Raw genomic sequence first — 25,030 nt, 5'->3', positions numbered from 1 at the left:
CACCGGGCCAAGGTCGGAGTATGCGAACTCAACGGATGAGTAAGCGACTTCTGACCCTGGTGCTGAGCGCGGTGACGTTCGGCGCCCTGACGACATCGGTGGCGGAGGCGGGCGAAAGCCTGGTCGTCCGCACCGATTCCGGTCCTGTTCGCGGGGTGAGTACCGGCGGATACCGGAGTTTCCAAGGCATTCCGTTCGCCGCGCCACCGGTCGGCGAGCTGCGCTGGACGCCACCACGGAGACCCGAACCGTGGACGGACGTGCGGGACGCGAGCAAACCCGGCCCGCGGTGCGCGCAGGGCCCTGGCCTCGGCTCCGCCCCGAGCGACAACGAGGATTGCCTGTATCTCAACGTGATCGGCCCGGCCAAGCCGGCGCACAGACCGCGTCCGGTGATGGTCTGGGTGCACGGTGGCGGGTTCACCTCCGGCGCCGGCAGCGACTACGACTTCAAGCGCCTCGCCCTCGGCGGGGACGTCATCGTGGTGACCGTGAACTACCGGCTGGGCGTGTTCGGTTTCTTCGGTCATCCCGAACTCGGGCGGGACTCCGGTTCCTTCGGCCTCCAGGACCAGCAGGCCGCTCTTCGCTGGGTGCAGCGCAACGCCCGCGCGTTCGGCGGGGATCCCCGGAACGTGACGCTGTTCGGCGAGTCCGCGGGTGCGATGAGCACCTGTGCCCAGCTGACCTCCCCGTCGGCGGCGGGGCTGTTCCAGCGCGCGATCATCCAGAGCGGTCCGTGCACCTTGACCTGGCCCGACGGCGGTTTCTTCCCCGGTGTTCCCGCGGGATCGCCCTACACGCCGCGTGCGGAGGTCGAGGCGATGGGGGCCGGCGCCGCGGCGAAGCTCGGCTGCCCCGACGTCGCCTGCCTGCGGCGGCTTCAGGTCAAGGATCTGGTGGACCTGCCGCTCGCGAGCCCCGCGTTCGGCACCGGCCTGCTGCCGGAGCATCCGGCCACCGCACTGGAGAAAGGACGGTTCGCCCGCGTTCCCGTGCTGACCGGGGTCACCAGGGACGAGGCGAGGCTGTTCGTCGCCCTGTATCCCGGGCATCCGTTCAGCGAGGAGCACTATCAGGAACTGCTGCGCACCGCCTTCGGGGACAAGGCACCCCTCGTCGCCGCGCAGTACCCGTCGGCGAAGCACGGCAGTCCGGCGATGGCGTTCGCGGACGCCATGACCGATCGGATCTGGGGCTGTCCCCAGGTGGGGACCGAACGTCTCCTCGGTGCGCGCACGCGGACCTTCGGTTACGAATTCGCCGATCGGAACGCGCCCGCTCTCATTCCGGCGCCACCGGGGATGCGTCTCGGCGCTTCCCATGGGTCTGAATTAGCGTATTTGTCTGAATTGGGCGGGGTGCCGGCGGAATTGTCGCCCGCGCAGAAAGTCCTTGCGGCGCAGATGATCCAGTACTGGACCCGGTTCGCGCGAACCGGGAACCCGAACGGCGCGGAACTGCCGAAGTGGCATCCCACGCCGAAGTCGCAGTCGCTCGCGCCGGGCGAGATCGGCCCGGTCGACCTCGCGGCCGTGCACAACTGCGGATTCTGGGCGGGTCTCTGACGAAAGGGCCGGGGCGACGGACGGTCGCCCCGGCTCAATCGTCGTAAGGGTCGTCGACTTCGGCCCGGCCCCAGCCTTCGATGGCCCGGGAGTGGTCGATCACGGCGAACACCGAACCGTCCGGATCGGCGAGGATCGCCATGCGGCCGTACGGGGTGTCGTAGGGCTGGACGACGACGGCGCCGCCGAGCATCAGGGCCTGTCCCGCCGCGGCGTCGGCGCCGCGAGCCGGATCCAGGGCGAAATAGACCATCCAGTGCGGCGGAGTGTCCGGGCGGTATTCCGTGCCCATCACGTACCGGTACAGCACCGGTTCGTGCTCGATGAGCCATTCGGCGTAGTCGAGCGAGGCGCCGTCGCCGATCTGGTGGCTGGTGTAGTTGAAGAGACGGCAGTAGAAGTGGTCCGCCGCCGCGCCGTCGTGGGTGTTGAGATCCGCGCCACTGAAGGAGTTGGGCACCCCGGTCGCGAACTCCCACGTGGCAGGCGGTTCCCAGAACACGACGTGCGCGCCGCAGGCGTCGATGGCGTGGACGATGTTGCCGCGCTGGGGAATCGCCACCGGTCCGAGGGTGACCCGGCCGCCGAGACTGTCGACCCATTCGGCGGCCGCGGCCGCCTGTGGTACCGAGATGTGGACGCTCCAGCCGGACGGCCCGCCGGTGCCCGAACGGTACAGACCACTGACCGGCACGCCGTTCAGCGTGGCGATCGAGTATCGTCCGGTCGGCGTCGCCGGATCACGCTGGACGGTGTACTCCCACTCGAAAAGCCCGCTGTAGAAGGCTTGTGCGGCCACTTCGTCTCTGCAGGCCAGCTCGATCCAGCACGGGATTCCTGAAGGGATGACGGAAGTGTGAGCGGCCGAGCCAAGCGACATGCGGTTCTCCCTTACCGGTGGGAGTAAAGTCTAGTCGCTATCCGCATTGTTTCCGTTAAAGATTTAGACCCGGATGACCTGGAACCCGGCCCGGCGTCCCCTCGTTGGAGTTTCCGTGCGCTGGTTTCCCCGATCCGTCTCCTCCTTCCGCCGCGGCGGCGACGAAGTGCTGCCGAGCCCGAACATCTGGTACTACCAAAAGGCCTATGAGGTCGAGAACCGCGCGCAGGACGTCGACGACGAGATCTGGCGGGTACTCGCCGAGCATCGTGACTGGACCGGTGCGGACGTGCTCGACATCGGCTGTGGCGACGGTTTCCATCTGCCGCGGTTCGCCGCGACGGCACGGTCGGTCCTCGGTGTCGAGCCCCACGAACCGCTCGTCCGTGACGCGCGGCATCGCGTCGGGGAACTGCCGAACGTCGAGGTGCGGCAAGGCCGTGCGCAGCGGCTTCCGGTTCCGGACGCGGCTTTCGACGTCGTCCACGCGCGGACCGCGTACTTCTTCGGCCCCGGCTGCGAACCCGGCCTTCGTGAGGCGGAGCGGGTGCTGCGGCCCGGCGGGACCTTGATGATCGTCGATCTCGATGTGGCGAGTGAGCCTTACGGGAACTGGATGCGTCAGGATCTGCCGCACTACGACCCGCCCGGCGTCGAGAAGTTCTTCGCCCGTCAGGGATTCGGCTGCCGCAAGGTGATGACGCGGTGGCTGTTCGAGGACGCCGCCGCGATGGAAGCGGTGCTGAAGATCGAGTTCAGCGCCCCGGTCGCGGCGAAGGCGATCGCGGAGGTCCGGCGTCTCAACGAGGTTTCGTCAGGAGCCGGGGAACAGCGGGTGACGCTGCCGGTGGGCTATCGCGTGCATACGCGCACCAAGCCCACCGGCCTCGTCGTGCCAGGTCACTCCGCGTCCTCGGCGGACGGCCCACCCGGAGCGGTGTCGTCGTCGGCCTCGCCGAGGATGCCGTAGATCGTCCGGCGTGCCTCGTTGAGCACCTCGACGGCGCGGGACTGCTGTGCCTCGCTGCCGGCGTGCATGACCTGCATGACCGCAGCGGCCAGCGTCGCCCCCGCCTTGCGCAGGTTCACCTCGACCGGGTCGACGTCGTGGGCGATCTGCTCCCACGGCGGAACGGCGTCCTGCTGCTCGGCCGCGGCGCGGCCGGATTCGGTGAGTTCGAACAGCTTCTTGCCGCTCTCGTCCTTGCTGATCACGAGGCCTTCGTCGGCCAGCAGCTGCAGGGTCGGGTAGACCGAGCCGGGGCTCGGCTTCCAGAAGCCGCCGCTGCGCTCGCCGATCTCGCGGATGATCTCGTAACCGTGCCTCGGCTGCTCGGAAAGCAGCGCGAGGATCGCCGCGCGGACGTCACCGCGCTTGCCGCGACGGCCACCGGGCCCACCGCGACGGCCGTGCCGATGCCGGTGGCCGGGTCCGCCCGGTCCCCAGCCCGGAGGCGGGGGGAATTCGCCGAAGCCGCCGCGAGCCCAGGGGCCGAAGGCGGGTCGGGCGTGTTCTGGAGGAAAAGGTCGTCGTCCTCGCATGATGTGGATCCTCTCTACGTAATGTTCCGACACGTTCACGATATATCGTAAACGGTCGTACGACAACCCTGATCTCGTGACGTGGGTCTCAGCTCGGGTCGAGCGCGAGCGGATCGATGCCCAGGCCGAGCAGTTCGGTGACGGCCGTCAGGCGTGGGGTAGCGGGAAGACGTTGAGGTCCCCTTCGGCGAGCGGAGCGTCGCGCCAGCCGAGCGCCACGGCCGCGTCGGTGATCCTTCCGTTGCCCCACAACGGGAAACCGGCCGGGAAGTTCGACACGAGCCCCGGCACCAGGGTGTGCACCACGTGGAAACCGGCGGCCGCGACGTCGCAGGTGGTCAGGTCGACGCTGATCACCTCGAACCCGCGCGCCTCGACCCGGTCCTGATAAGCCTTCTGCCGCCGCTCGCAGAGGGAGGGGAGATCGTCCCAGCGGCCGTCCGGCAGGTCGCGGACCCACGGCGCCACCCGCTTCGCGGCCCGGGGATCGAGGTAGATCTGGTGCTGGCAAAGGAGATCCGTGACGTCGCCGAAGTCGTCGCGATAGGAGTCGAGGTAACGCCGATCGGCCCGATAGGGCTTGAGTTCGCCGAGATCCCGGCGCAGGGCGGACAGTGCGGCTTCGTTGTCGAGAGTGCGGCAGGTGTGCTGCAGTGTGAACCCTTCGGCGAGCGCCCTCTTCGCGGCTTCGAGGGCGTCCGGCCGGGTGGCGAAACCGAGGGACAGCCGGCGCGTGACCCGATCGAGGACCGCCGCCGCGACCACCGGGACGTCGAATTCGTTGTCCAGGTGGATGAGTGTGATCTCGTAGCCGTCCACGGTGTCGGCGATGAGCGCCCGGATCTCGTCCGGGATCGGAAGCCGCGCGAGACGGGGTGCGTTCGCCCACCAGAGCATGGAGGTGTCGCGTTCGAGGACCTCTTCGAGGCCGGAGGTGACGGCGTGTTCTTCGGAGGCTCCGGCGGCGAGGCCCGCGAGCAGCGGATCGGCGAACCGGGCCTCGCCCGCTTGCCGTTCGTTCGAGATCAGGAACGCCGGCACCCAGACGGATTCCTTGGTGGTGTGGGAAAAGCCCTCGACCCACGAGCAGTCGGTGTCCGGCGTCAGCGGCGTGAACGGGAAGCCGGGAGACCGGTATTGCCCGGCCGAGTAGAGGCTCAGCCGCCGAGGATCGAGTGCTGGGACTCCGTAGCGAGTGAGCTGCTCGTAGCTGCCGAAGCGCACTTCGCGTTCCGGGGCGAGCCAGCTGCCGCAGTAGCGCTCCACCGCTTCGCCGATGGCCGACTGCCGGGCGAGGTCGAAGTCGTGCCAGGAGGTGCCGATGGCCTGGCGGTCGTTGGGCCAGTTCGTGACGCGCCGCATGTCCGCGACAGCGACGGCGCAGACGCGCAGCCGGGCGGGCATCCCCGGCGACGGCGCGATCTCGCTGACGCCGGTCACGATCCCGGTCCGGTCGTCGACCAGCAGTTCGGCGTCGGCCACGGTGGGGACGGACCGCACGCGATCCGGCACGGGGAGGATCGGACGGCGGATCTCGGTGAGGTCGGCCAGGTTCAGTTCGATCTCGCCGCCAGCGATCGCGGTGCGCCCACCGGTGAGCCAGCGTTCGAGGTGGACGGCGAGATTCGCCAGCACCCAGTGGACGTCGCCGGGGTTGAGCGCTGTCGCGTTCGCGGGCGCGGAGAGGAACGCGTCGACCACGCCGGGATCCGGGGCCGCGGAGCGACGGCGGGCGACGACGTCGGCGAAGTCGATCCCGCGGCCCGGCGTGATCGCGGGTCCGGCGATCATCAGGCCGCGTTCCCGGCGCAACGGCAGCCAGCGCACCCCGCTCCCGGCGCACAAGGCGTCCAACGCGGTCAGTTCGGCGTAGGCGGGGTGGTCGAAAGCCGCGACCACGACGGTGGTGCCGGCGTCCACTTCGGACAGATCGCGGAAGAAGGGGACGATCTCGACACTCGCGTATCCGCCGACGCCGAGGGCCTCCGCCAGCGGTGCGGTCAGCGCCGGTGAACCGGTCAGGAGCACGGAGGTTTCTGGCCGCGACCTGGCAGCTTCGGATCCCATGGCAACCCCGTCGTCTCCAGGACTCCCGTCTCGCCGTCACGCTCCGTGGCGCGACCTGACCCAGTCTCCGACCGGACCTGACGGCCTGACGTCTTCTCGTATGCGATCCGCACGGCCTGGGACGTGCACAGGTCACGTGACCTGGGGAACAGCGCCGGAGGGCGGCCCGGGCGCGTCGGAAGTGGACATGGGACACTGATTGGGCTATGACTGCCCTCCCTCTCGTCTTCGACGCGCCCAAGCGCGGCCTCCCGCCGCGCCACCTCGCCGATCTCACCGCCGCCGAGCGGGCCGAGGCCGTCGCCGAGCTGGGTGAGAAGCCGTTCCGCGCCAAGCAGCTGTCGAACCACTACTTCTCGCGGCTTTCGGTGAACCCCGACGAGATGACCGACATCCCGGCGGCGTCGCGGGAGAAGCTCGTCGGCGGTCTGATGCCGACGCTGCTCACCGAGATCAAGGCGCTCGCCTGTGACGACGGCACCACCCGCAAGACCCTGTGGCGCGCGCACGACGGGACGCTGCTGGAGAGCGTGCTGATGCGCTACCCCGACCGCGCGACCCTGTGCATCTCGAGCCAGGCGGGCTGCGGCATGGCGTGCCCGTTCTGCGCCACCGGGCAGGGCGGCCTCGACCGGAACCTCTCGACCGCGGAGATCGTCGACCAGGTCCGCTCGGCCGCCGCGGTGATGCGTGACGGCGAGATGACCGGCGGTCCGGGGCGGCTGTCGAACATCGTCTTCATGGGCATGGGCGAGCCGCTGGCGAACTACAAGCGTGTGGTGGCGGCGGTCCGGCGGATCACGGATCCCTCGCCGGACGGCCTGGGGATCGGCCAGCGTTCGGTGACCGTGTCGACGGTGGGTCTCGCGCCCGCGATCCGGAAGCTGGCGGACGAGAAGATGCAGGTCCGCCTGGCGGTTTCGCTGCATACGCCGGATGACGAGCTGCGCGACACGCTGGTGCCGGTGAACGAGCGCTGGTCGGTGGACGAGGTCCTTTCGGCGGCCCGGTATTACGCGGACACGTCGGGTCGGCGGGTGTCGATCGAGTACGCGCTGATCCGGGACATCAACGACCAGCCGTGGCGGGCCGAGCTGTTGGCGAAGCGGCTGCGTAAGCATCTGGGGCAGTTGGTGCACGTGAACGTGATCCCGTTGAACCCGACTCCGGGTTCGAAGTGGGACGCGTCGCCGAAGCCGGTGGAGCGGGAGTTCGTGCGCCTGGTCAACGCCGGTGGGGTGGCGTGCACGGTGCGGGACACCCGCGGTCAGGAGATCGCGGCGGCCTGCGGTCAGCTGGCTGCTGAAGAACGCTGAGCTGTTCACAAGCCTGAGCAGCGAACGGCGCGGCGCCCGACGCCCTTTCCCGACTGTCGTGGGACCCTTGACGGTCCTGGCAGGGGCAATGGGAGGGTGGCTTGCAGATGGCGGTCGAACTGTCCGAGATGATTGGCCGATTGCGTGACGAGCTCACGGTCGCGATGAACAGCGGTGACGGCGCCGAGCTCCGGTTCGAGCTGGGTTCGATAGAGCTGGAGCTGACGGTGGCCGTCACCAAAGAGGCCTCGCCTACGGCGAAGGTGAAGTTTTGGCTGGTCGAGGCAGGCGTTGACGGAAAGTTCAGCTCGGCCGCCACCCAGAAGATCAAGCTCACTCTCGATCCACGCCGGGCCGGGCAACTGGATCGCAAGCCGTTCGTGTCTGGCACCGAGGAGCCCGGCGAGCGGTGATCGACGATGGACCGTCCAGGAACCGAGTCGCCGAGATCATCGTGACCTATCCCGGCGGTCGACGCCGGGGCTCGGGCTATCAAGTTGCCGCGCACGCGGTTCTCACGGCGGCTCACGTAGTCGTCGACGCGACGAACATCGAGGTGCGGTTTGAGGTGGACCTACCGGGTGAACGCTCGGTTGTGGCCGCGTCGTTTCTGGTCGCTCCTCGGGCCGACTTGGCGCTTCTCGAGCTTCCTTCCGCCAACTCGGACGTCGAGCCTGTGGAGTTCGGCCGGCTCCGTGACGAACCGGCCGTGCTCGAAGTCACCGCCGTTGGGTTCCCCTTGTGGAAACTGCGGGACTACGGAACATCCGGACAGGAAACCGACCACGTCTCCGGCCGGTATCGGGATTCGTATCAGCTGTCGGGAAGTCTGGCCGTGCTTTCGAACTGGCGAGAGGGCACGCTGGAGATCACCGCGCGAACGATTCCTGAGGCTGGTGAGAATTCGCCTTGGGCGGGGATGTCCGGGGCAGCTGTGTGGGTGTCCGGCCGGATCATCGGTGTGATCGCCGAACACCACCGCAGCGACGGGCCGTCCACCCTCGCGGCAGGTCGGTTCGACCACGCGCTCGCTGAATTCCCGCGCGAGAAGCTGGCGCGTCTGCTCCCGTCGTTGCCGACGGACGCGGCACTTCTGTCCGACGTGGTTCCGCTGCCGCTTGCCCAAGTGACCGTTGCCGAACACCGATCCGACCTTGTCGACGCAGCTCCTGATCAGCTGTTCGAGCGGGGACGGGAGCTGACGGAATTAACGCGGTTCTGCGCCGGCAACGAGCAGGTCCGTTGGCTGCAGGCGGGCCCGTGGGCGGGTAAGACCGCACTGCTGGCTTGGTTTGCGCTGAATCCGCCTGCTGGCGTGGACGTCGTCGCGTTCCTGATCAACGGTCGTTACGCGGCTGAGGCAGACAGCGAGGGGTTTCTCGCGTCGATGATCGATCAGTTGTCAGCGCTGTGCGGCGAACCCGCCGGCAGTCTGGCTCCGCGCAACGCCCGGCGTGTCTTTCGCCGGCTGCTCGATAACGCGGCGAAGCGCTCGGCAGAACGAGGCCGTCGTCTCCTCATGCTCATCGACGGGCTGGACGAGGACACGAGCTTTACCGGGAACCGGGAAATGTCGAGCATCGCCGCCGTCCTGCCGAGCAGGCTCCCGGACGGCGTGAAGCTTCTTGTCGCGAGCCGGCCGCATCCTGGCCTGCCCGACGATGTGGTCGGCACCCATCCACTGCGAACGGTCGTTCCCAGCCAGGTGACCACGTCACCACACGCGCGGAACATCGAGATCGCTGCTCAGGCGGAACTGAGCGGTGTTCTCCGGAAAACCGGCCTTGAGCGAACACTGCTGGGACTGATCGCCGCGTCCGGTGGTGGTCTCACCGCGGCCAACCTCGCCGAGCTCACCGACCGGCCGCTTTACGAGGTCCAGACTATGCTCAATGGCCGCTTCGGACGCGTCCTCATGACTCGTCACGCGACTGACGGTTCAGGGGCCCCAGAGCGAGGGCACTTGCTCGCCCATGCCACTCTCCGGGCGGAAGCCGTGGAACAGTTCGGTGCGACTCTGGCTGACCATAAGAAGGTGATCGACACTTGGGCGGATCTTTTCGCCGGCCAGGGTTGGCCTGCCGACACGCCCGGCTACCTCCTCCGTGGCTACCCCAAAATCCTCGATTCTCCTGCTGACGCGCCCCGGCTCCTGAGCTTGGCGACCGATGCACGTCGGCTCGACCTCATGTTCCGTGCGACCGGCGGTGACATGCTGGCCCGGGCGGACATCGAGCGTGCGATGGCCTTGCAGCTCAGCAAACCGGAACCAAGCCTGGAAGCACTGCTCATCCTCGCGTCGACCGCGGACGACCTCTCCCGCCGGAACGCGAAGCTCCCGGTCGATCTGCCCGCTGTCTGGACGATTCTTGGACAGCCCGAACGTGCGGTCGCGCTTGCCGGTGGCGCCGCGAGTCCCGTACAGCGCATCGCGGCGATGCGCGCCATCATCGAGTCTTCGGCGGCTACCCGGACCTCGGAATGGCGTATTCTGCTCCCTCTTGTCGAGCGTGCGCTGAGTGAGATCGTCAATCCGCGTACGCTGGCAGAGCAGTTGGGACACCTGTCGGTCAGTGTCTTTCTTGTGGGAGACCGACGCCGGGCGGCGGACTATTTGTCGACGGCGATACGGATGGCTCGACGAGCCGATCGCGGGGCAGGGCTGGTAGCCCTTTTGAGCGGTCTCTCGGAGGCTGCCGCCTTCAATGGCGACCGTGAAACCGCACAGTCGTTGGCTGCCGCACTGCGGACAACCCCGGTTCCGGCGGCCCGGCTTTCCGCTAAAGTGTTCGTTAACAAGGCGACCGGTCTTGCGGCCGCAGGTGAATACGGCGAAGCGATGTCACTTATCGCTCATCTCGAGGATTCCGATTCGGCTGCGCGTGCCGTCAGTTCGATTGCTTCGGTCGCCGCGGTTAACGGAGACCTGAGTTACGCGGCGAACCTCGCGAGAAGCATCAAGCCGAACGTCGCCCGCGCCCGCGCCTGCTGCGAGGTCGCCGCGTCAATCGCCGCATACGGTGATCCGGAGCAAGCTCGCGCCCTTTGTCGAGAGGCCGTTGCGGCAGCTGCCGCAGTCAACGAACTGACTGCGCATGTACGCGCTTTGTGTGACGCCACAGATGTCCTCATCGATGTCGGGGACCGTACGGTCGCATTCGAGCTGACCCGCGAAATCGGCGCGAAGATCGGGAATATCGCCAAGCGGGAGGTACGAGCTCGCGCGCTGAGCAGACTTGCCGGGTTGACCGCGAAGCTCGGTGACCACGCGGGTGCCGCCGAGTTGGCGGACCGGGCCGAAGAGTCGGCACGATTCAGCACAGCCACTCCACAGTGGCTTCGTGTCGTGGGTGAAGTCGCGGACGGTCTTGCCGCGTTGGGCGATTACGATGAAGCCCTCATGCTGACCGAGTCCGTTCGGCGGACTATCGACGAGTTCAATAAACGGAATGCCGGAATAAACCAGGAAGCGCGCAAGCTGGCATTGACTCATGCCATTGCCGTATACGCCGCGGCGGACAGGCTTCATCTGGCGGAGGAAATATTTGAGAGCTTGCCGCCGGGCAGCGGCGGCAAGCACATCATCGCTCTCGCCGCGGCCAAGGCAGCCGAAACAGGAGATTCCGAGTTCGCTTTGCGTCTCTGCCGGACATTCCAGTTCGGTCCCCACAGGTTGGCCGCGATCGGCCAGGTGGTGACCGCGCTGGCCAGGGTCGATCCTGCCTCCGCGAATGTCCTCTTCCGCGAAGCGATCGACAGCCTTGACCGCAGCGGCGCCCGCGATCGGGCATTCGCGGTAGCCGAGCTGGCAGTCGCCGCGGCTGCGCTCGGCCACACGGTTCAATCCCGGCAGCTGGCCGACTCAGCCGGTTCCGAGCTTGGCGCACTCTCGCACAGCAAACGAGTCCGCGCCCTCGCGGCCATTGCGGCGGCATGGGCGCGCCTCGGCGAAGAGGAACACTGCGCTATCGCGGTCACCGCGGCGATCGACGCCGCCAGCAGCATCAGAGAGTTCATCGGCGCTTCGCGAGTACTGGGCAATCTTGTGCGGCGAGTAGTCGATGCCGACCCGAGAACTGTGCGATACCTCGCCAAGCACGGGATTTCCCTACGACGAATCCTCATCGATCTGGTCAGCGGCGGTTACTGGCCTGGTGCCATCTCGGGCGTGACAGTTCTGGAACCTGACGCCCTTCGAGCCCTCGCCGGCCGAATACAGAGCAGGCTTCCGCGTAGTTCGTAGCGGGTAGATGGTCGCGGGTGGCAGGAGATCACCGCCGCCTGCGGCCAGCTCGCGGCCGAAGAAGACTGATCACACGCCGGTCCAAGACCGGAGCTTCTCGGGATTGCGGACCGCCCAGATACGGCTGATCCGGTCGTCCACGATCTCGAACGCGTAGACCGACGTGGTGACGCCGTCGAGCTGGATCTGCAGACCCGGCTGGCCGTTCACCGTCCGCTCCAAAAGCGTGAAGTCGCCGGGGGTCTTGGTGGCGACGGCGATGATGAACTGGGCGATCCGTTCGCCGCCCTCGATGGGATCGAGTGCGGTGATGACCCGGCCGCCGCCGTCCGCGGTGAAGATCGCGGTGGGGTCGAGGAGCCCGACGAGGGCGGTGATGTCCTGGGCCTCCCAGGCCTGTTTGAAGTCGCGGACCAGATCGGCCTGGCGGACGGCCGGGGTCGTGGACGGCTTGCCGTCACGGATACGGCGGCGGGCGGAGGAGGCCAGCTCGCGGCACGCGGCCGGCGTGCGGCCGGTGATCCCCGCGATTTCGGCGAACGAGTAGTGGAAGACGTCGTGCAGGATGAGCGCGACGCGCTGGGCCGGGGTCATCGCTTCGAGCGTGACGAGGAACGCCATGCTGACCGACTCGTCCAGGGTGACGCGGTCGGCCGGGTCGGCGGCGCCGTGGTCGGGCAGCGGCTCGGGGATCCACTCGCCGACGTAGCGTTCGCGGCGGGCGCGTGCCGAGCCGAGCTGGTCCAGGCAGATGCGGCTGGTGACGGTGGTGAGCCAGGCTCCGGGGGAGGCGATCTCGTCCGGTCGCGGCAGCGCGTACCAGCGGGCGTAGGCCTCCTGGACGGCGTCCTCGGCTTCGGCCAGGGAACCCAGCAGCCGGTACGCGAGATTGATCAGGTGGCGGCGCTCGCCCAGGATGGCGTCGGTCATGGTGCTCCCGTCGATTCGGTGTCTCCGCCCTGTCCGACGGAACACCGCGTCGAATTGTCAGGGCGGGCCGGAGCCTGACGTTTTCCGGGGCCTTGTCGTCGTAGTGCCAGGAAGCGAACGTCACGAACGAAGGAGACCGATGATCAGGATCGGAATCATCCTCGGCAGCACCCGTCCGGGGCGCCGGGGAGAGCAGGTGGCCCGGTGGGTCGGGGAGCGGGCGGGACTGCGCGAGGACGCGGAGTTCGAGGTGATCGACCTGCTCGACCATCCGTTGCCGCATCTGGACGAACTGCCGGGTGAGTACAAGAACGCGCACACCCGGGAGTGGGCGGCGGCGATCGCGTCGTTCGACGGGTTCGTGGTGGTCACGCCCGAGTACAACCATGCGGCGCCGGGCGCGTTGAAGAACGCGATCGACTTCCTGCACGCGGAGTGGCGCGACAAGGCGATCGGGTTCGTGTCGTACGGCGGTGTGGGTGGTGCCCGCGCCGTCGAGCAGCTGCGGTTGATGTGCGGGGCGCTGGGGCTGGCGGATGTGGCGCCGCAGGTGACCTTGTCGCTGGTGACCGAGTTCGAAGACTTCACGGCGTTTCGGCCGGGCGAGTACAACGTCACCTCTCTCGACAAAATGCTGGACCAGGTCGTCGCCTGGAGCACCGCCTTCGCGCCGTTGCGAGCCGGTTCGCCGGTCGCCGTTGCTTGAACAGGGAAGGAACTGATGATGCGGGAAGCAGACGAAGCCGACCTCAAGCGGCACATCGGGAAAATCGTCGAAGGGATCAAGGCGAAGGATCTGGACGCGCTCCGGCGGCTCTATGCGGACGACGTCGTGTCGTTCGACATCGATCCGCCGCTGCAGCACGTCGGCATCGACGCGAAGCTGAAGAACTGGGCGAACGCCTTCACCTTCTTCCAGGACGTGGCATACGAGGTCCGTGACCTGACGCTGACGGTGGACGAAAGTGTCGCGTTCGGACACTGCTTCGGGCGGCTCAGCGGTACGACGAAGAACGGCGTGGCGGTGGACGGGATGTGGGTCCGGGCCACGTTCTGTTTCCGGAAGGTCGACGGGAACTGGCTGATCGCGCACGATCAGGTGTCGGTGCCGTTGGACATCGCCACCGGCAAGGGCGTGACCGACCTCGAACCCTGATCCGTGGTCGCCGCCTCGGCGAGTCCGGCCAGGTGGTGCAGCGAGTCGACGAGGTGGTCGGGGCCGAACGGCGGGAACTGGATGCGTTCGCGGACCGACGGCGGCACGGCCGACCAGTCGTAGGTGAGCGTGACCTCGGTTCCGGCCGGGCCGGACGGCGCCAGATCGTAACGCCAGATCCAGTCGCCCAGCTCCAGGCGGCCGTCGGCCTTCTCCGTCCCCGTGCGCCAGCCGATGGCGCGCGGCGCGTCGAGCGCCACGACCTGGTTGACCACGCGATAGTCGCCGTTCGGGTGGGCGGGGTGGTACATGTCCATCCGGAAGAGCTGCCCCACCGCCGTGAGGGGTGCCGGGTCGGCGGCTTCCTGGACCCAGCCGGTGCCGTCGATCGCGGAGTGGGTCGTCGGATCCGCCAGTACCGCGAACACGTTGGTGACGGGGGCGGCGATGGTCAGGGTGGCGGTGACGTTGTCTTCGGCCATGGCGTGCACGCTCCTTGTCGTCTCGGGGCTTCCCGTCGCCGCGAAGCCTCGTCGTGGTCTCTCACCCTGACTACGAACGGACTCGGCACGATTCGACATCGCCGCCGCCTCGTGGCTGAAGGGGCCTTTCCTCGCGTCAGACGCGGTGAAGGGCGCTTTCCTCGCATGAGATGCGGGGAAAGCGTCCTTCAGCCCCTCCATGACAGGAGGGGCGCTGGGCCGGATGGCGCAGTCGCACGGCGGACCCGGTCGTAGCCCGCGACACTCGGAGGATGCCGATGGTGGAGGTGGGCCGGATGTCCGGGACGAAGGCGAGACAGGTTCGCCACAGCACCGCTGTCCAGGTGCTCGGGCGGATCGGGATGGGTTGTTATGGGCTGGTGTACCTGCTCATCGGGTACCTGGCCGTGCGGATCGCCCTCGACGGCGGCGGTCAGGAGGCCGACGGGCGCGGAGCGATCGCCGAAGTCGGCTCGACGCCGCTGGGCGGCGCGCTGTTGTGGGTGCTCGCGGCCGGGTTGGTGGCGTACGGCCTGTGGCAGGCGCTCATGGCCGCCGTCGGGTACACCTGGATCGACAAACGAAAGACCCGCATCGTCAAGCGCGTGACCTCGGGGGCGCGGTGTGTAGTGGGGATCACGCTCGGTCTGTACGCGGCCCGGCTGGCCGCGGGGTCGGCGGAGCAGGGCGGCGACCAGAAACAGCAGGAGTTCACCGCGCGGCTCCTCGCCCTGCCCGCCGGTCAGTTCCTGGTGATCGCGGTGGCCGTCATCGTGTTCGGCGTCGCCGTGGCTTCCGTGGTGAAAGGGGTGCGGCGAAGCTTCCTGCGGGACCTCGACCTCTCGTCGTTGCCTTCGGGCACCCAGCGCTGGGTCGAACGGCTCGGGCGGATCGGTTATGTGGCAAGGGGTGTCGTGTTCGGCGTGGTCGCGGTGCTCCTCGGCTACGCGGCGCTGACCCATGACCCGTCCCGCTCCGGCGGTCTTGACGCCGCCCTGCGCACTCTCGCCGCCCAGCCGTTCGGCACCGTGCTGCTCCTCGTAGTGGCCGTCGGGGTCGCCGCTTTCGGTGCCTATTGCGGCGGGGCCGCACGCGCACAGCGTGGCTGACGGCCAGTCCGCCCTGGGGGACGAACCGTCCTCCACCTGAAGTCGACTCGCTCCCGTCCCGCCGGACGATGTGCGTGCGGTGACGCCGTTCCTAGCCTGACGCCCCAGTGATCTTCCACCGGTCGAAGGGGAACGGCGATGAGGAAAGAACTGGGCGGGGCCGTGATGGCCGTGGCCGTGGCGACGACGTTCGTGGCGGCGGGCTCCGCGCCCGGCATGGCGGCGGCACCCGATATCGGGGTGACCGACGTGGTGCAGACCCGCCGGATCAGTGAAGTGCGGACGTCGCCGGACGGGCGGTTCGGCGCGGCCGTCGTCACCGAGCCCTCGGTCGCGGACAACACCGTCACGAGCCGGATTCTCGTGCTGGCACTGGCGAAACCGGCGGAGGTCAGGACGGTCGCGACGGTGACCGGGACGACCGGCCGGATCACGAACCTGCGCTGGTCGCCGGAGGGGACCTCCCTGGCCTATCTCGCGCCGCGGGACGGTGCCGACGAGATCTGGCAGGTGCCGGTTCGCGGCGGGAAACCGGTGAAGCCGCTCGACTTCGCCGGGCCGGCGGTGCTGATCGGCGGCAAGCACGAAGCCTTCCGGCTGGCCAACGTCCCACCGCATCCGGCGAAGATCCTCGCGTTCGAATGGTCACCGGACGGGCGGCGCCTGGCGTTCACCACGCCGCGGCCCGGCGGCAGGCCGACGGCCGACGGCGTCGTCTTCGACGAGCGGACGATGGATCTCCGGACTCTGGAGGCGGGGGAGTACGACCTGACCCGGAACGGGCTGTGGCTCCTGGACACGGCGACGGGGCGACAACGGCACATCGACGACTTCGTGATGGGCCCACTCGCCGTCCCCGGCAAACCGGGTATGGCGTGGTCGCCCGACGGGTCCCGGCTCGCGTTCGTGACCCGGCAGAGCCAGCAGCCCGCCGACAACCTCGACACGGCAAGGATCCTGGACGCGGCCACGGGCCGAGTGACCATTGTGGACACCCCAGGAGCACGTCCGCTGCCGTCAGCGTGGTCGCCGGACGGCCGTTCGATCCTCGCGTCGAAGGGCGACAAGCTACTGGCCTTTCCCGTCGGCGGCGGGGCACCGGAGCCGGTCGCGGAACTTCCCGCCGGGACGCGGATGTCGTCGTCGGGCAGCGCGTGGTGGTCGACGGCGGGTGACCGGGTTTTCGCCATGGCGAGCGACGAGCGGCGCGAATCCCTCTACACGGCGCCCCGGTCCGGAACCCTGGCGCCTGCTACCCAGGCCGCCGGTACATTGTCGGGCTGCTCGTTCGACGCGGCCCGGCGTCAGGGGCTCTGCGTCCGGGAGGACGCCACCACGCCGCCCCGGCTCGTCGTCGTGGACGCGGCGAACGGGACGGTGCGCGAGGGTCACGACCCGAACGGCTGGGCCGCCGGTGTCCGATTGACCCGGCCGCGCGCCGCGGAGTGGACCCTGCCGTCCGGGCATCGGGCCACGGGCTACCGCCTCGTCCCCGAACGCTGCGGCGGTGGGAACCGGTGCCCGGCCGTCGTGATCACCCATGGCTACGACGCCACCGAACGGTTCATGGCGGAGGAGAACGAATGGCAGTATCCGTCGCAGGTCTTCGCCGCCAAGGGATACGTCGTCCTGCTGGTCAACGAGTCGCGGTCGTCCCAGGATCCGCGGGACGCCGTTGCGGTCGTGGAGGCGGCGGTAAAGTCCGAAGTGGACGGTGGGTTCGCCGACCAGGGCAAGGTCGGGATCATGGGCTACAGCCGGGGCGCGTTCGTGAGCGAGGAGGCGATCGCGCGCTCGACGGTGTTCAAGGCCGCGTCCGCCGGTGAGGGCGGCAGCCCGTCGCTGATCCCCGGCTCCGGCCAGACCGCGGACCGCGTCAACGGCCCGGTGCTGCAGCAGGCCGGACCCGCCGCCGGTTCGCTCACGTTGAGCATCCACCAGTTCGTGAAGGGGAAGAACGTGCCCGCGGAGTTCGTGGTCTTCGGCGACGAGACGCATGTCTTCCATCAGCCGCGGCATCGCGCGGCGGCGATGAACCAGAACCTCGGCTGGTTCGACCGATGGCTGGGGAGCTGAAACAGGCCTAGTCTCGGCTGTGACGTCGCCGGAATCGGTGGCGTCCACGCCGGGGCCACGGTATGCGCCTGGGGCCGGAGGGTGCGGCGGTGATGGTGAACCGCATGGTGGTTTCGGCCGAGATGATCAGTTCCGCGACTTTGTCGGCCTGCGGTGCTTTGATCAGCTTGTACAGCCGGAGGGCCTTGTTCAGATTGACGATGGCCGACTCGTCGTCGACGAGGAGTTCGGACCGGCCGATACCTTCGTAGGCGCGTGCCATTTCGAGGGTGCCCCGCGTTTGCTCCGCCAGAACGAGGGCGTGGCGATGGAAATCGAGTGGCGAACCCCCTTCGTGCCAGCTCCTGGCGAGTTCGCCCAGGTTGTTGAGAGCGTCGGCCTGGCCGGTTCTTTTGTTGAGACCGTTGAAGAGTTCGTGCGCGGCGGTGAGTGCCCTGAAGGCGTGGACGTGGTCTTCGGCACCGTGGAGCGCGCAACCGAGATGGTTGAGGGTGAACGCCCGGCCGAGGCTGCTCCCGATCTCCGAGTAGAGCGCGAAGGCTTCTTGGTGATTCGCGATCGCCTCGTGGTATTCACCGGTCGAGTGTCTCAAGGCGCCGAGGATGTTGAGGGCGATCGCTTGGCCGCGGAGGTCGCCGAGCGCGGCGTAATGATCGTAAGCCCGAGTCGCGGCGAGCTTGGCCTCGGTGAATCGGCCGAGTGCGTGGTGGAGGGTGGCCCTGACGTTCAGGACATTGGCCTGGCCTCGTCGATCGTGCAGACGCGAGAACAAGGCGAAGGCCAGGTCGATGGTTTCGGTCGCCGAGTCGTAGTCGTGATTCCGGGCCAGGGTGGCGCCGAGTTCGCTGAGGGCGATGGCCTGCCCGAGAGGTTCGTTCAGCTTGCAGTAGGCCGTGTACGCGTTCGAGAGGTGCTGGATGGCGGTTCCGTAATCGTCGATCGTGCCGTGGACCGCGCCGAGGTCGATGAGCGTGGCGGCCTGGCCCCGCTGGTCGCGAAGACGGCGGTAGATGCTTTGTGCCGCTTGCAGGTTCTTGAGTGCGGAGGGATAGAAGTCCAAGAGCCAGTCGATGACACCGAGGTTCCGGTGAGCCAGGGCGACCTCGCGTCGCTCGTGGGAACGGCGGGCCGCGGCGAGCGCGGCCCGGTGCAGCGTGCGCGCCTGGTCCCATCGGCCGGTCAGGCGTAAGTAGGAATGCAGCGCGGCGGAGAGTCCGACAACGAACCGCGGCCGCCCGGAGACATCGGCGTACTCGGCGCAGGCGAGGAGGTTGGCGCGTTCGGTTTCCAGCCACCTCAACGCGGTGGCCGTGGCGTGCCGGGATTTGATACGGGACAGGGTGGCGGGGGCGATGGCGTCACCGGGAACCTGATCACCGGCGGCGATCGACGCGCGCAGATAGTCGTCCAGCAGGGCGTCCGTGGCGCGGTTCCGCTCGTCGACGGGGTCGTTTTCGAGCAGGATCCGGGCGTACTCGTGGATCAGGTCATGGAGGCGGTAGCGCCCGGGGACCGGCTCGTCGATGAGATTGTCGAGGTACAGCTCCTCCAGCCGTCGTCGGGTGAGTACGACGTCACCGTTGTCGAGCGCGGCGGCGGCACGCGCGTCGAAATCGGGGCCGGGGTGCAGGCCGAGCCTGCGGAACAGCCTTTGCTGGTCGGCCGAGAGGTCCCGGTAGGAGAGGCTGAACGCGGCGGCGATCGCCGGATTGCCCGTGCTCAGCTCGGCGACCCGGAGCTGGGCCTGATCGAACTGTTCCTCGAGATGGGTCAAGGTCCAGTTCGGATGGCTGCGGAGCCTGCCCGCCAGAACCGAGATGGCCAGCGGCAGATGGCCGCACAGTCGCATGAGCCTGGCGAGCGCCCGCTTCTCGTTCGTGTTCGAGGTGCGGGACAGCCGGATGAACATCTCGGCGGCCTGCGGTGGCTCGAGCACGTTCAGCGAGATGGCGTGCGCTTCACCGAGGCTGGCCAGCCGGCGGCGGCTCGTGATCAGCACGAGACAGCGGGACCCGTCCGGGATGAGGTCCGCGACCTGCCCGTGGTCGCGGGCGTCGTCCAGCACGAGGAGCATGTTCTTGTCCCGCACCCGTTCGCGCCAGAGCCGGATCCGGTCTTCGAGACGACTGGGGATCTGGTCGCCGGCGACGCCGGTGTCCAGCAGCAGGGAGGCGAGGGCGTCGGCGGAGGTGACCGGGTTCTGGCCGTGGGCGTGGCCGTGCAGTTCGAGATACAACTGGCCGTGGGGGAAAAACGGTGCCAGGCGATGGGCCACATGGATCGCGAACGCGGTCTTGCCGATACCTGGCATGCCGTCGATCGTGTGGATGGTCGCGGCGGGGCCGGTCTCTCCGGCCACCGCGGCGAGAAGCGTTTCGAATTCCGTTTCGCGTCCGGTGAAGCCTCGAATGTCCCGCGGCAGCGTCGCCGCCCCTGGCATACGGGCGGTTTCGGCATGGGGAGTCGGGGTGTAGGGCGGCAGTGCCGGTAAACCGCCGACCGGAGGCGGGGCTTGTGAGGGACGGCCGGTCAACGCGCGCAGGAGTTCTTCACAGCCGACTTCGCTGAACTCGGTGACCTGGTAGAAGTCCGCGCAGAAGGGCTGAAGGAACAGGGGGACGTGGTCCACGGTTTGTTCGGGAAGGATCACCGGCAGCATTTTCGGCAGCCAGAAGTTCCGGTCGGCGTGCAGCAGGTCGCGGAGCAGTGCGGCCTCGGTCTGCACGCCACGGTGAAATCCGGGTTCGGCGCACCCGTCACCCGCCCGGCGATATGCCTCGGAAGCGATCACGAGGACGAAGTCCGATTTCATCACCTGGTCGGTCATCCACGCGTACCAGTCGCGGCGCCTGTCGGTCGCCCATTCGTCCAGTTCGACGGCGAGTCCACTTTGGTGCAGGAACCGGCAAAGCTTGTGTACTTGGTCCTTGTGGTGGGGCGTTTCGTGGGCGTAGGAGACGAACACGCGGATCGACCGTGGGGCAGGGCGGCGGTCGGGGACAACGGCGACGGTGCCGATGATGCCCCCTTTCAACGACGGTTTATTGCGGGAAGGCCCCGGATGTGCCAGCAATGTAGCAGCGCGTGTCCCGCGTTCGGCTTCGTCGTCGAAAAGTGCACACTCTCGTGAATTTCCCGCGAAAAGTAGAATGCAGCTGCACATGCAAATGGGTCAGGCATTGGCAACTTGTCGACAGGCCGGGCGAAGTCCGCTGGTGTCGGAGTGTCTCGTCATGATCGGCTGACCTGGTGGTTTCGTGTTTCCTGGTCCTCGGTAAACCTGAAATCCTTGTTGGCGACCTGGTGGCGCTCGCCGGGCCGAAGGTGGTCGACGATCCGGCGGGCGATGTTTTCTGTGATTTGCCCAAGAATTTCCCGCTACGCATAGTCCCGGGTCTCTTGGTGGACTAACTCTGGTGGAGTAATGGCGCGAATTCGATTCACCCTAAAAAGTGATTCCGTGGCCGTGGTGGTGCTCGCCTGCTCGCGGATCGATGACGGCCGGCTCGGCCTTTCGGGCTGTCATGGACGTGCCGTGCCCGGCTATGACCAAGCCGGGGGATGTGCGGCCGGACGGATTCCGGCGATACTGAGCCGGAGTCGAGGCGAAGGGCGGCATGGGTGGCGTTCGGATCCGAACTGCGTCGGCAACGGCTCGCCGCCGGTCTGTCGTTGACCGAGCTGGCCGCTCGGATCCACTACAGCGAGGGCTATCTGGTCAAGGTCGAAACCGGTGCCGCTTCGCCGAACGTCGCGTTCGCCGAGCTGTGCGACGCGGCGCTGTCCGCCGAAGTCTCCTTGGCCGCGCTCCTGCCATCGGACGTCTCGCGTCCGCGGGCGCTCGCCCCCGTGCTGCCGAGGCTGCGGATGGATCTGCCACCCGCGGCGCCGTGGTTCCGGGATCGCGTCCGTGAGGTCGAAGACGTTCATGCCGCGCTCATGCGCGACGACGCGGGGAGCGCGGCGGTATGCGCGATCAGTGGTCTGCCGGGAGTGGGCAAGACCGCGCTTGTCCTGCGTTGCGCGCACCGCCTGCGGTCCCGCTTCACCGATGGATGCCTCTTTCTCGACCTGCGCAGTCATACTCCCGGCACGCACGCGATCGAGCCCGCCGCGGCCCTTGACCGGTTCCTGAGACTCCTGGGTGTCTCGCCCGACGAGATCCCCGACGACCTCGATGATCGCGCGGGTGTTTTCCGGTACCGGCTCCGCGGGCGCAGTGTGCTCATCGTCCTCGACAACGCCGCCACCGCCGCGCAGGTCAGTCCGCTCATTCCCGCCGAGCCGAACTGCCGCGTCCTCGTGACCAGCCGGGATCGCCTCGGCGCGCTCGACGACGCCCGGCACGTCCCACTGCGGGCCCTGCCGAGGCAGGAGGCCGCCGAACTCCTCTGTTCGCTGATCGAGCCGCGTCGCGAAGGAGGCGAAGCGGCCTACCGGATCGCCGATCACTGTGGTGGATTGCCGCTGGCACTGCGGATCGCCGCCGCACGCCTGCGTGACAACGCCGCATGGGGTCTCGCCGGTCTCGAGGATCGGCTGGCGGACGAGGCCGGCCGGTTGCGCGGACTCGACGACGATGAACGCTGTGTCGGCGTCGCCTTCAACCTTTCCTACCGGCAGCTGTCCGCGGCGCAGCGGCGCCTCTTCGGGCTGGTGGTGTTGCATCCCGCGACGGAGTTCGAGCTGACGGCGGTAGCGGCTCTCGCGGGAGCCGCGCCGCACGACACCGAACGGGAACTGGACGGTCTGTGCGAGGCGAACCTGCTGGAGGAACGCGTTCGCGGCCGTTACCGGATTCACGATCTGCTCAAGGCGTTCGCCCGGGAGACCGCGCTGGTGGCGGTCTCCGAGGACGAGCAGCGGGCCGCGCTCGGGCGGCTGCTCGAAGCCGAATTGAGCGCCGTCGCGGCTGTCGACCTCTTTCTCGCACCCCACCGTTACCGGCCGGCGCTGGCCCTTTCCGCCGCATCGCCCGCCGGTGAACGGTTCGGCGACGAGGCCGAGGCGCTGCACTGGATCATCCAGGAGGCGGAGACCCTCGCCGCGCTGGTGGGGCTCGCCCTCGACCACGGATTCCACGAACAATGCTGGCAGCTGGCGTATCTGCTGCGCAGCTTCTACTTCCTCGACAAGAGGTGGGACAGCTGGATCTCGACCCACCGGCTCGCCGTCAGCGCGGCACGCGACGGCCGTAACGCCTGGGCCGAAGCGGTCACTCACAACAATCTCGGCGTCGCGCTCATCGATCGCGGAGACCGCGACCAGGCAGCCACCCACTTCCGCACCGCACTCGACATCTTCCGTGAACTCGATGACGGCCACGGCACTGCCACGACGCGTGCACATCTCGCCTGGGTCAGCCACCACCGAGGCCACCACCACACCGCGCTCAATGACTTCTCGGCGGCGCTGACCTTCTATCGCGGCCACGGTTGCCGTCGGAACGAGGCCATCACACTTCGGGGGATCTCGCTGGTCGAAACGGCGCTCCAGCGTTATGCCGACGCGAGTGACCACGCCCTCGCGGCCATTGAGCTCTTCGACGAATTGAGTCTCGATCTCGACGCGGCCATGGCGGTGAACACCCTCGCCTGGGCCGATTATCGAGCCGGGCGGCATCAAGCCGCGGCTCACCACTATTCGGAGGCGTTCTCTCGTGCTGAGCGGTGTGGCAGCAGCTACGAGGCGAGCCGGGCGGTGACCGGACTCGGCAATGTCCACGCCGCCCTCGGCGAGCGAGCGGCCGCCGAACGGGAATGGTGTCGCGCCCGGCGGTTGCATCCACGACTCGTCTCGAGTGACGTGGGTGAAATCCGAGTCCGTGAAGAATTCCTGCACGGCGAGGGACATCTCGAAGGCGGACGACCGCCCGCGGCCGACGAGCGCTAGCCGTCCCCGGGGCCGCACCGGCCCGGCGTTCAGCGCGCGGTCGCCGCGCGATAGTCCCTCGGCGAGGTGCCGAGAAGCCGGGTGAACATCGTGGAGAACGCCGCCGGGCTCTCGTAACCGAGCGAGGCGGCGATCCCGGCGATGGGACGGCCTTCCGACAGCAGCGAAAGGGAATGCAGGACGCAGGCCCGTTGGCGCCAGCGGGCGAAACTCAGCCCCGTCTCGGCGGTGAAGAGCCGGTTCACCGTCCGCTCGCTCACGTGCAGCCGGGCTGCCCAGTCGCCCATCGGATCGTGGATGTCCGGATCGTCCAAAAAGGACTCACAGAGGGCGCGCAGGGCTTCGTGGCCCGGCAACGGGAGGTCGAGCTGGACCGGGGCGGAACGCCGGATCTCGTGCAGGACCAGGCCGATGATCGCGGCGTCCCGCCCGCGCGGGGCGTACAACGCCGGTACCTCGACGGCTTCGTGCAGCAGTTCCCGCAACAGCGCGGAGACTTCGACGACCTGGCAGCGCCGCGGGAACCACGGCACCGCCTTCGGCTCGATGTACAGGCTCCTGGTGCTCACGGTCGTCGTGACGACCTGGTGGGCGGTCTCCGGCGGGACGAGCACCGCACGGCGGGTCGGGATGGTCCACGTGCCGTCGGCCGTCTCCACCCGCATCGACCCCGTCGCGCTGTAGAGGAACTGCGCCCGCCGGTGCCGGTGCCGGGGAATCCGGTGCTCCGGCGGGTAATCGGTGCGGATCGCGACCACCGCGCGGTCGAGGTGGTCGACGTGGTCGATGGGAATGTCGCGCACGTCACCGAGGCTACCCCGGCTGTCCGTTACGCGAAAGAAAGTGACCTCCTTTCGAATGCCCGCCGCGTCGAAGTCGCCTACGGTCGAAGGAGTGCTGATCGAGATTTCGGTGCTCCTCGGGTTCGGTTGCCTGAGCGGCGTCACCACTGTCCTTTTCGGATTCGGCGGCGGCTTCATCACCGTCCCGGTCGTCTACGCCTTCGCGCTCGCCGAACCGGGTCAGGCGCTGGGCGCGATGCACGTCGCGGTCGCCACCTCGACCGCGGTGATGGTGGTCAACGCCGGGAGCGCCACCCTGGGGCAACTGCGATCCGGACGGCTTCGCCGCGACTACCTGTGGCCGCTCATCGCCTTCATCGGCCTGGGCGCCGTGCTCGGCTCTTTCGCCGCCACCGCGGCCGACGAAAGCGTCCTGCGCTGGCTCTTCGTCGCCTACCTCGCGCTGACCATCGCCGACAGCGTGGTCCGGAAAGGGTTCGTCAGCAGGCGGGAGGACACGCGACCCCGGCCGCTCGGCGGGCTGACCACCACCGCCGGCGGGACCGGGATCGGTGCCGTGGCGAGCTTTCTCGGCGTCGGGGGCAGCGTGCTCACCGTGCCACTGCTGCGGCGCAAAGGTCTGCCCATGGCCGACGCGGCCGCGCTGGCGAACCCCCTGAGCCTGCCGGTGGCGGTGATCGGTACCGCCGTCTACGCCTTCGCGGCGACGGGAACGACCTTCGGTGCCACCCACCTCGGTTACGTCGATCTGGTGGCCGCGGGCGCGCTGTTGTGCGGTTCGCTGCCGACGATCGCCGTGGCCCGTCGTGTGGTCGGCCGCGTCCCGGACCGGGCGCACGCTATCGCGTATCTCGGTCTGCTCGCCGCCGCGTTGATCGCGATCGTCGTCCGCCAGTGATCGGATGAGTCAGCGGACGAACCGGCGGATGGCAAGGCCAAGGCTGGTTCTGCGGCAAATAGATCCGA

The 25,030-nt window shown here is 68.2% G+C and carries 18 protein-coding genes; 11 read left to right on the top strand and 7 right to left on the bottom strand.

Annotated elements, in window-relative coordinates; genetic code table 11:
• Positions 1-35: 35 nt before the first annotated feature.
• A complete protein-coding gene (locus tag L324_RS01475) occupies positions 36-1,568 on the top strand; it encodes a carboxylesterase/lipase family protein (RefSeq protein ID WP_235783377.1) in 1,533 nt (510 codons plus the stop codon).
• A 34-nt stretch (positions 1,569-1,602) separates the two neighbouring features.
• Here the strand turns inward: L324_RS01475 and L324_RS01470 are convergent, their stop codons facing one another.
• A complete protein-coding gene (locus L324_RS01470) occupies positions 1,603-2,448 on the bottom strand; it encodes a VOC family protein (RefSeq protein ID WP_037303487.1) in 846 nt (281 codons plus the stop codon).
• A 115-nt stretch (positions 2,449-2,563) separates the two neighbouring features.
• Between L324_RS01470 and L324_RS01465 the strand changes: the two genes are divergently transcribed.
• A complete protein-coding gene (locus L324_RS01465) occupies positions 2,564-3,418 on the top strand; it encodes a class I SAM-dependent methyltransferase (protein ID WP_037303486.1) in 855 nt (284 codons plus the stop codon).
• On the opposite strand, the gene L324_RS01460 is transcribed toward L324_RS01465, so the two are convergent.
• Both L324_RS01460 and L324_RS01455 read right to left on the bottom strand, forming a co-directional pair.
• Positions 3,349-3,990: a PadR family transcriptional regulator gene (locus L324_RS01460; protein ID WP_145926764.1), complete on the bottom strand. Its 642-nt coding sequence runs from the start codon at positions 3,988-3,990 to the stop codon at positions 3,349-3,351. The two genes, L324_RS01465 and L324_RS01460, sit on opposite strands and share 70 nt — an antisense overlap.
• 147 nt (positions 3,991-4,137) lie before the next feature.
• The gene (locus tag L324_RS01455) at positions 4,138-6,057 is read right to left on the bottom strand and encodes a YcaO-like family protein (RefSeq protein WP_081736161.1); all 1,920 of its coding nucleotides are present in this window, start codon (positions 6,055-6,057) and stop codon (positions 4,138-4,140) included.
• Between the two features lie 206 nt (positions 6,058-6,263).
• Between L324_RS01455 and rlmN the strand changes: the two genes are divergently transcribed.
• The 3 genes from rlmN to L324_RS01440 all read left to right on the top strand — a co-directional run bounded on the left by rlmN (position 6,264) and on the right by L324_RS01440 (position 11,616).
• Positions 6,264-7,373, top strand: a complete 1,110-nt coding sequence (gene rlmN / locus L324_RS01450; RefSeq protein WP_037303485.1) for a dual-specificity RNA methyltransferase RlmN — start codon at positions 6,264-6,266, stop codon at positions 7,371-7,373.
• A 107-nt stretch (positions 7,374-7,480) separates the two neighbouring features.
• A complete protein-coding gene (locus L324_RS01445; RefSeq protein ID WP_037303484.1) occupies positions 7,481-7,786 on the top strand; it encodes a trypco2 family protein in 306 nt (101 codons plus the stop codon).
• Positions 7,783-11,616 carry a trypsin-like peptidase domain-containing protein gene (locus tag L324_RS01440; protein ID WP_037303483.1) on the top strand — a complete coding sequence of 1,278 codons (3,834 nt, stop codon included), beginning with the start codon at positions 7,783-7,785 and terminating at the stop codon, positions 11,614-11,616. The genes L324_RS01445 and L324_RS01440 overlap by 4 nt, the downstream gene beginning before the upstream one ends.
• A 69-nt stretch (positions 11,617-11,685) precedes the next feature.
• On the opposite strand, the gene sigJ is transcribed toward L324_RS01440, so the two are convergent.
• Positions 11,686-12,546, bottom strand: a complete 861-nt coding sequence (gene sigJ, locus L324_RS01435) for an RNA polymerase sigma factor SigJ (protein WP_037303482.1) — start codon at positions 12,544-12,546, stop codon at positions 11,686-11,688.
• Between the two features lie 139 nt (positions 12,547-12,685).
• On the opposite strand from sigJ, the gene L324_RS43390 reads away from it, so the two are divergent.
• Positions 12,686-13,252, top strand: a complete 567-nt coding sequence (locus L324_RS43390) for an NADPH-dependent FMN reductase (protein ID WP_037303481.1) — start codon at positions 12,686-12,688, stop codon at positions 13,250-13,252.
• A 15-nt stretch (positions 13,253-13,267) separates the two neighbouring features.
• Positions 13,268-13,702 carry a YybH family protein gene (locus L324_RS43385; RefSeq protein WP_037303480.1) on the top strand — a complete coding sequence of 145 codons (435 nt, stop codon included), beginning with the start codon at positions 13,268-13,270 and terminating at the stop codon, positions 13,700-13,702.
• On the opposite strand, the gene L324_RS01420 is transcribed toward L324_RS43385, so the two are convergent.
• Complete coding sequence (locus L324_RS01420; protein WP_173426335.1) at positions 13,642-14,184, bottom strand: SRPBCC family protein; 543 nt, start codon at positions 14,182-14,184, stop codon at positions 13,642-13,644. The two genes, L324_RS43385 and L324_RS01420, sit on opposite strands and share 61 nt — an antisense overlap.
• 296 nt (positions 14,185-14,480) lie before the next feature.
• Between L324_RS01420 and L324_RS01415 the strand changes: the two genes are divergently transcribed.
• Together L324_RS01415 and L324_RS01410 are read left to right on the top strand one after the other, a co-directional pair.
• Positions 14,481-15,293: a DUF1206 domain-containing protein gene (locus L324_RS01415; RefSeq protein WP_037303668.1), complete on the top strand. Its 813-nt coding sequence runs from the start codon at positions 14,481-14,483 to the stop codon at positions 15,291-15,293.
• A 138-nt stretch (positions 15,294-15,431) separates the two neighbouring features.
• Positions 15,432-17,369 carry a dienelactone hydrolase family protein gene (locus L324_RS01410; RefSeq protein ID WP_037303478.1) on the top strand — a complete coding sequence of 646 codons (1,938 nt, stop codon included), beginning with the start codon at positions 15,432-15,434 and terminating at the stop codon, positions 17,367-17,369.
• Between the two features lie 7 nt (positions 17,370-17,376).
• Here the strand turns inward: L324_RS01410 and L324_RS01405 are convergent, their stop codons facing one another.
• A complete protein-coding gene (locus tag L324_RS01405; RefSeq protein WP_161780813.1) occupies positions 17,377-20,442 on the bottom strand; it encodes a tetratricopeptide repeat protein in 3,066 nt (1,021 codons plus the stop codon).
• Between the two features lie 548 nt (positions 20,443-20,990).
• Here L324_RS01405 and L324_RS01400 point away from each other — a divergent pair.
• Positions 20,991-23,261: an ATP-binding protein gene (locus L324_RS01400; protein WP_161780812.1), complete on the top strand. Its 2,271-nt coding sequence runs from the start codon at positions 20,991-20,993 to the stop codon at positions 23,259-23,261.
• A gap of 29 nt (positions 23,262-23,290) precedes the next feature.
• Here L324_RS01400 and L324_RS01395 read toward each other — a convergent pair whose 3' ends face one another.
• Positions 23,291-24,064 (bottom strand): AraC family transcriptional regulator, encoded by a 774-nt coding sequence (locus L324_RS01395; RefSeq protein WP_037303477.1) that lies wholly within the window; start codon positions 24,062-24,064, stop codon positions 23,291-23,293.
• 91 nt (positions 24,065-24,155) lie between these two features.
• Here L324_RS01395 and L324_RS01390 point away from each other — a divergent pair, with 91 nt between their 5' ends.
• Entirely contained in the window at positions 24,156-24,962 is an 807-nt protein-coding gene (locus L324_RS01390; RefSeq protein ID WP_037303665.1) for a sulfite exporter TauE/SafE family protein, read from the top strand.
• Positions 24,963-25,030 lie beyond the last annotated feature (68 nt).

The sequence above is a fragment of the Amycolatopsis orientalis DSM 40040 = KCTC 9412 genome, from assembly GCF_000478275.1.
In the GTDB taxonomy this organism is placed as follows: domain Bacteria; phylum Actinomycetota; class Actinomycetes; order Mycobacteriales; family Pseudonocardiaceae; genus Amycolatopsis; species Amycolatopsis orientalis.
Note: the sequence above shows the minus strand (reverse complement) of the source record. Positions and strands in the feature narration are given on the sequence as shown.

Coding starts and splice junctions, on each gene's coding strand:
- L324_RS01475 (WP_235783377.1), top strand. CDS start 36: ATGAGTAAGCGACTTCTGACCCTGGTGCTGAGCGCGGTGACGTTCGGC.
- L324_RS01470 (WP_037303487.1), bottom strand. CDS start 2,448: ATGTCGCTTGGCTCGGCCGCTCACACTTCCGTCATCCCTTCAGGAATC.
- L324_RS01460 (WP_145926764.1), bottom strand. CDS start 3,990: ATGCGAGGACGACGACCTTTTCCTCCAGAACACGCCCGACCCGCCTTC.
- L324_RS01455 (WP_081736161.1), bottom strand. CDS start 6,057: ATGGGATCCGAAGCTGCCAGGTCGCGGCCAGAAACCTCCGTGCTCCTG.
- rlmN (WP_037303485.1), top strand. CDS start 6,264: ATGACTGCCCTCCCTCTCGTCTTCGACGCGCCCAAGCGCGGCCTCCCG.
- L324_RS01445 (WP_037303484.1), top strand. CDS start 7,481: ATGGCGGTCGAACTGTCCGAGATGATTGGCCGATTGCGTGACGAGCTC.
- sigJ (WP_037303482.1), bottom strand. CDS start 12,546: ATGACCGACGCCATCCTGGGCGAGCGCCGCCACCTGATCAATCTCGCG.
- L324_RS43390 (WP_037303481.1), top strand. CDS start 12,686: ATGATCAGGATCGGAATCATCCTCGGCAGCACCCGTCCGGGGCGCCGG.
- L324_RS43385 (WP_037303480.1), top strand. CDS start 13,268: ATGATGCGGGAAGCAGACGAAGCCGACCTCAAGCGGCACATCGGGAAA.
- L324_RS01420 (WP_173426335.1), bottom strand. CDS start 14,184: ATGGCCGAAGACAACGTCACCGCCACCCTGACCATCGCCGCCCCCGTC.
- L324_RS01415 (WP_037303668.1), top strand. CDS start 14,481: ATGTCCGGGACGAAGGCGAGACAGGTTCGCCACAGCACCGCTGTCCAG.
- L324_RS01410 (WP_037303478.1), top strand. CDS start 15,432: ATGAGGAAAGAACTGGGCGGGGCCGTGATGGCCGTGGCCGTGGCGACG.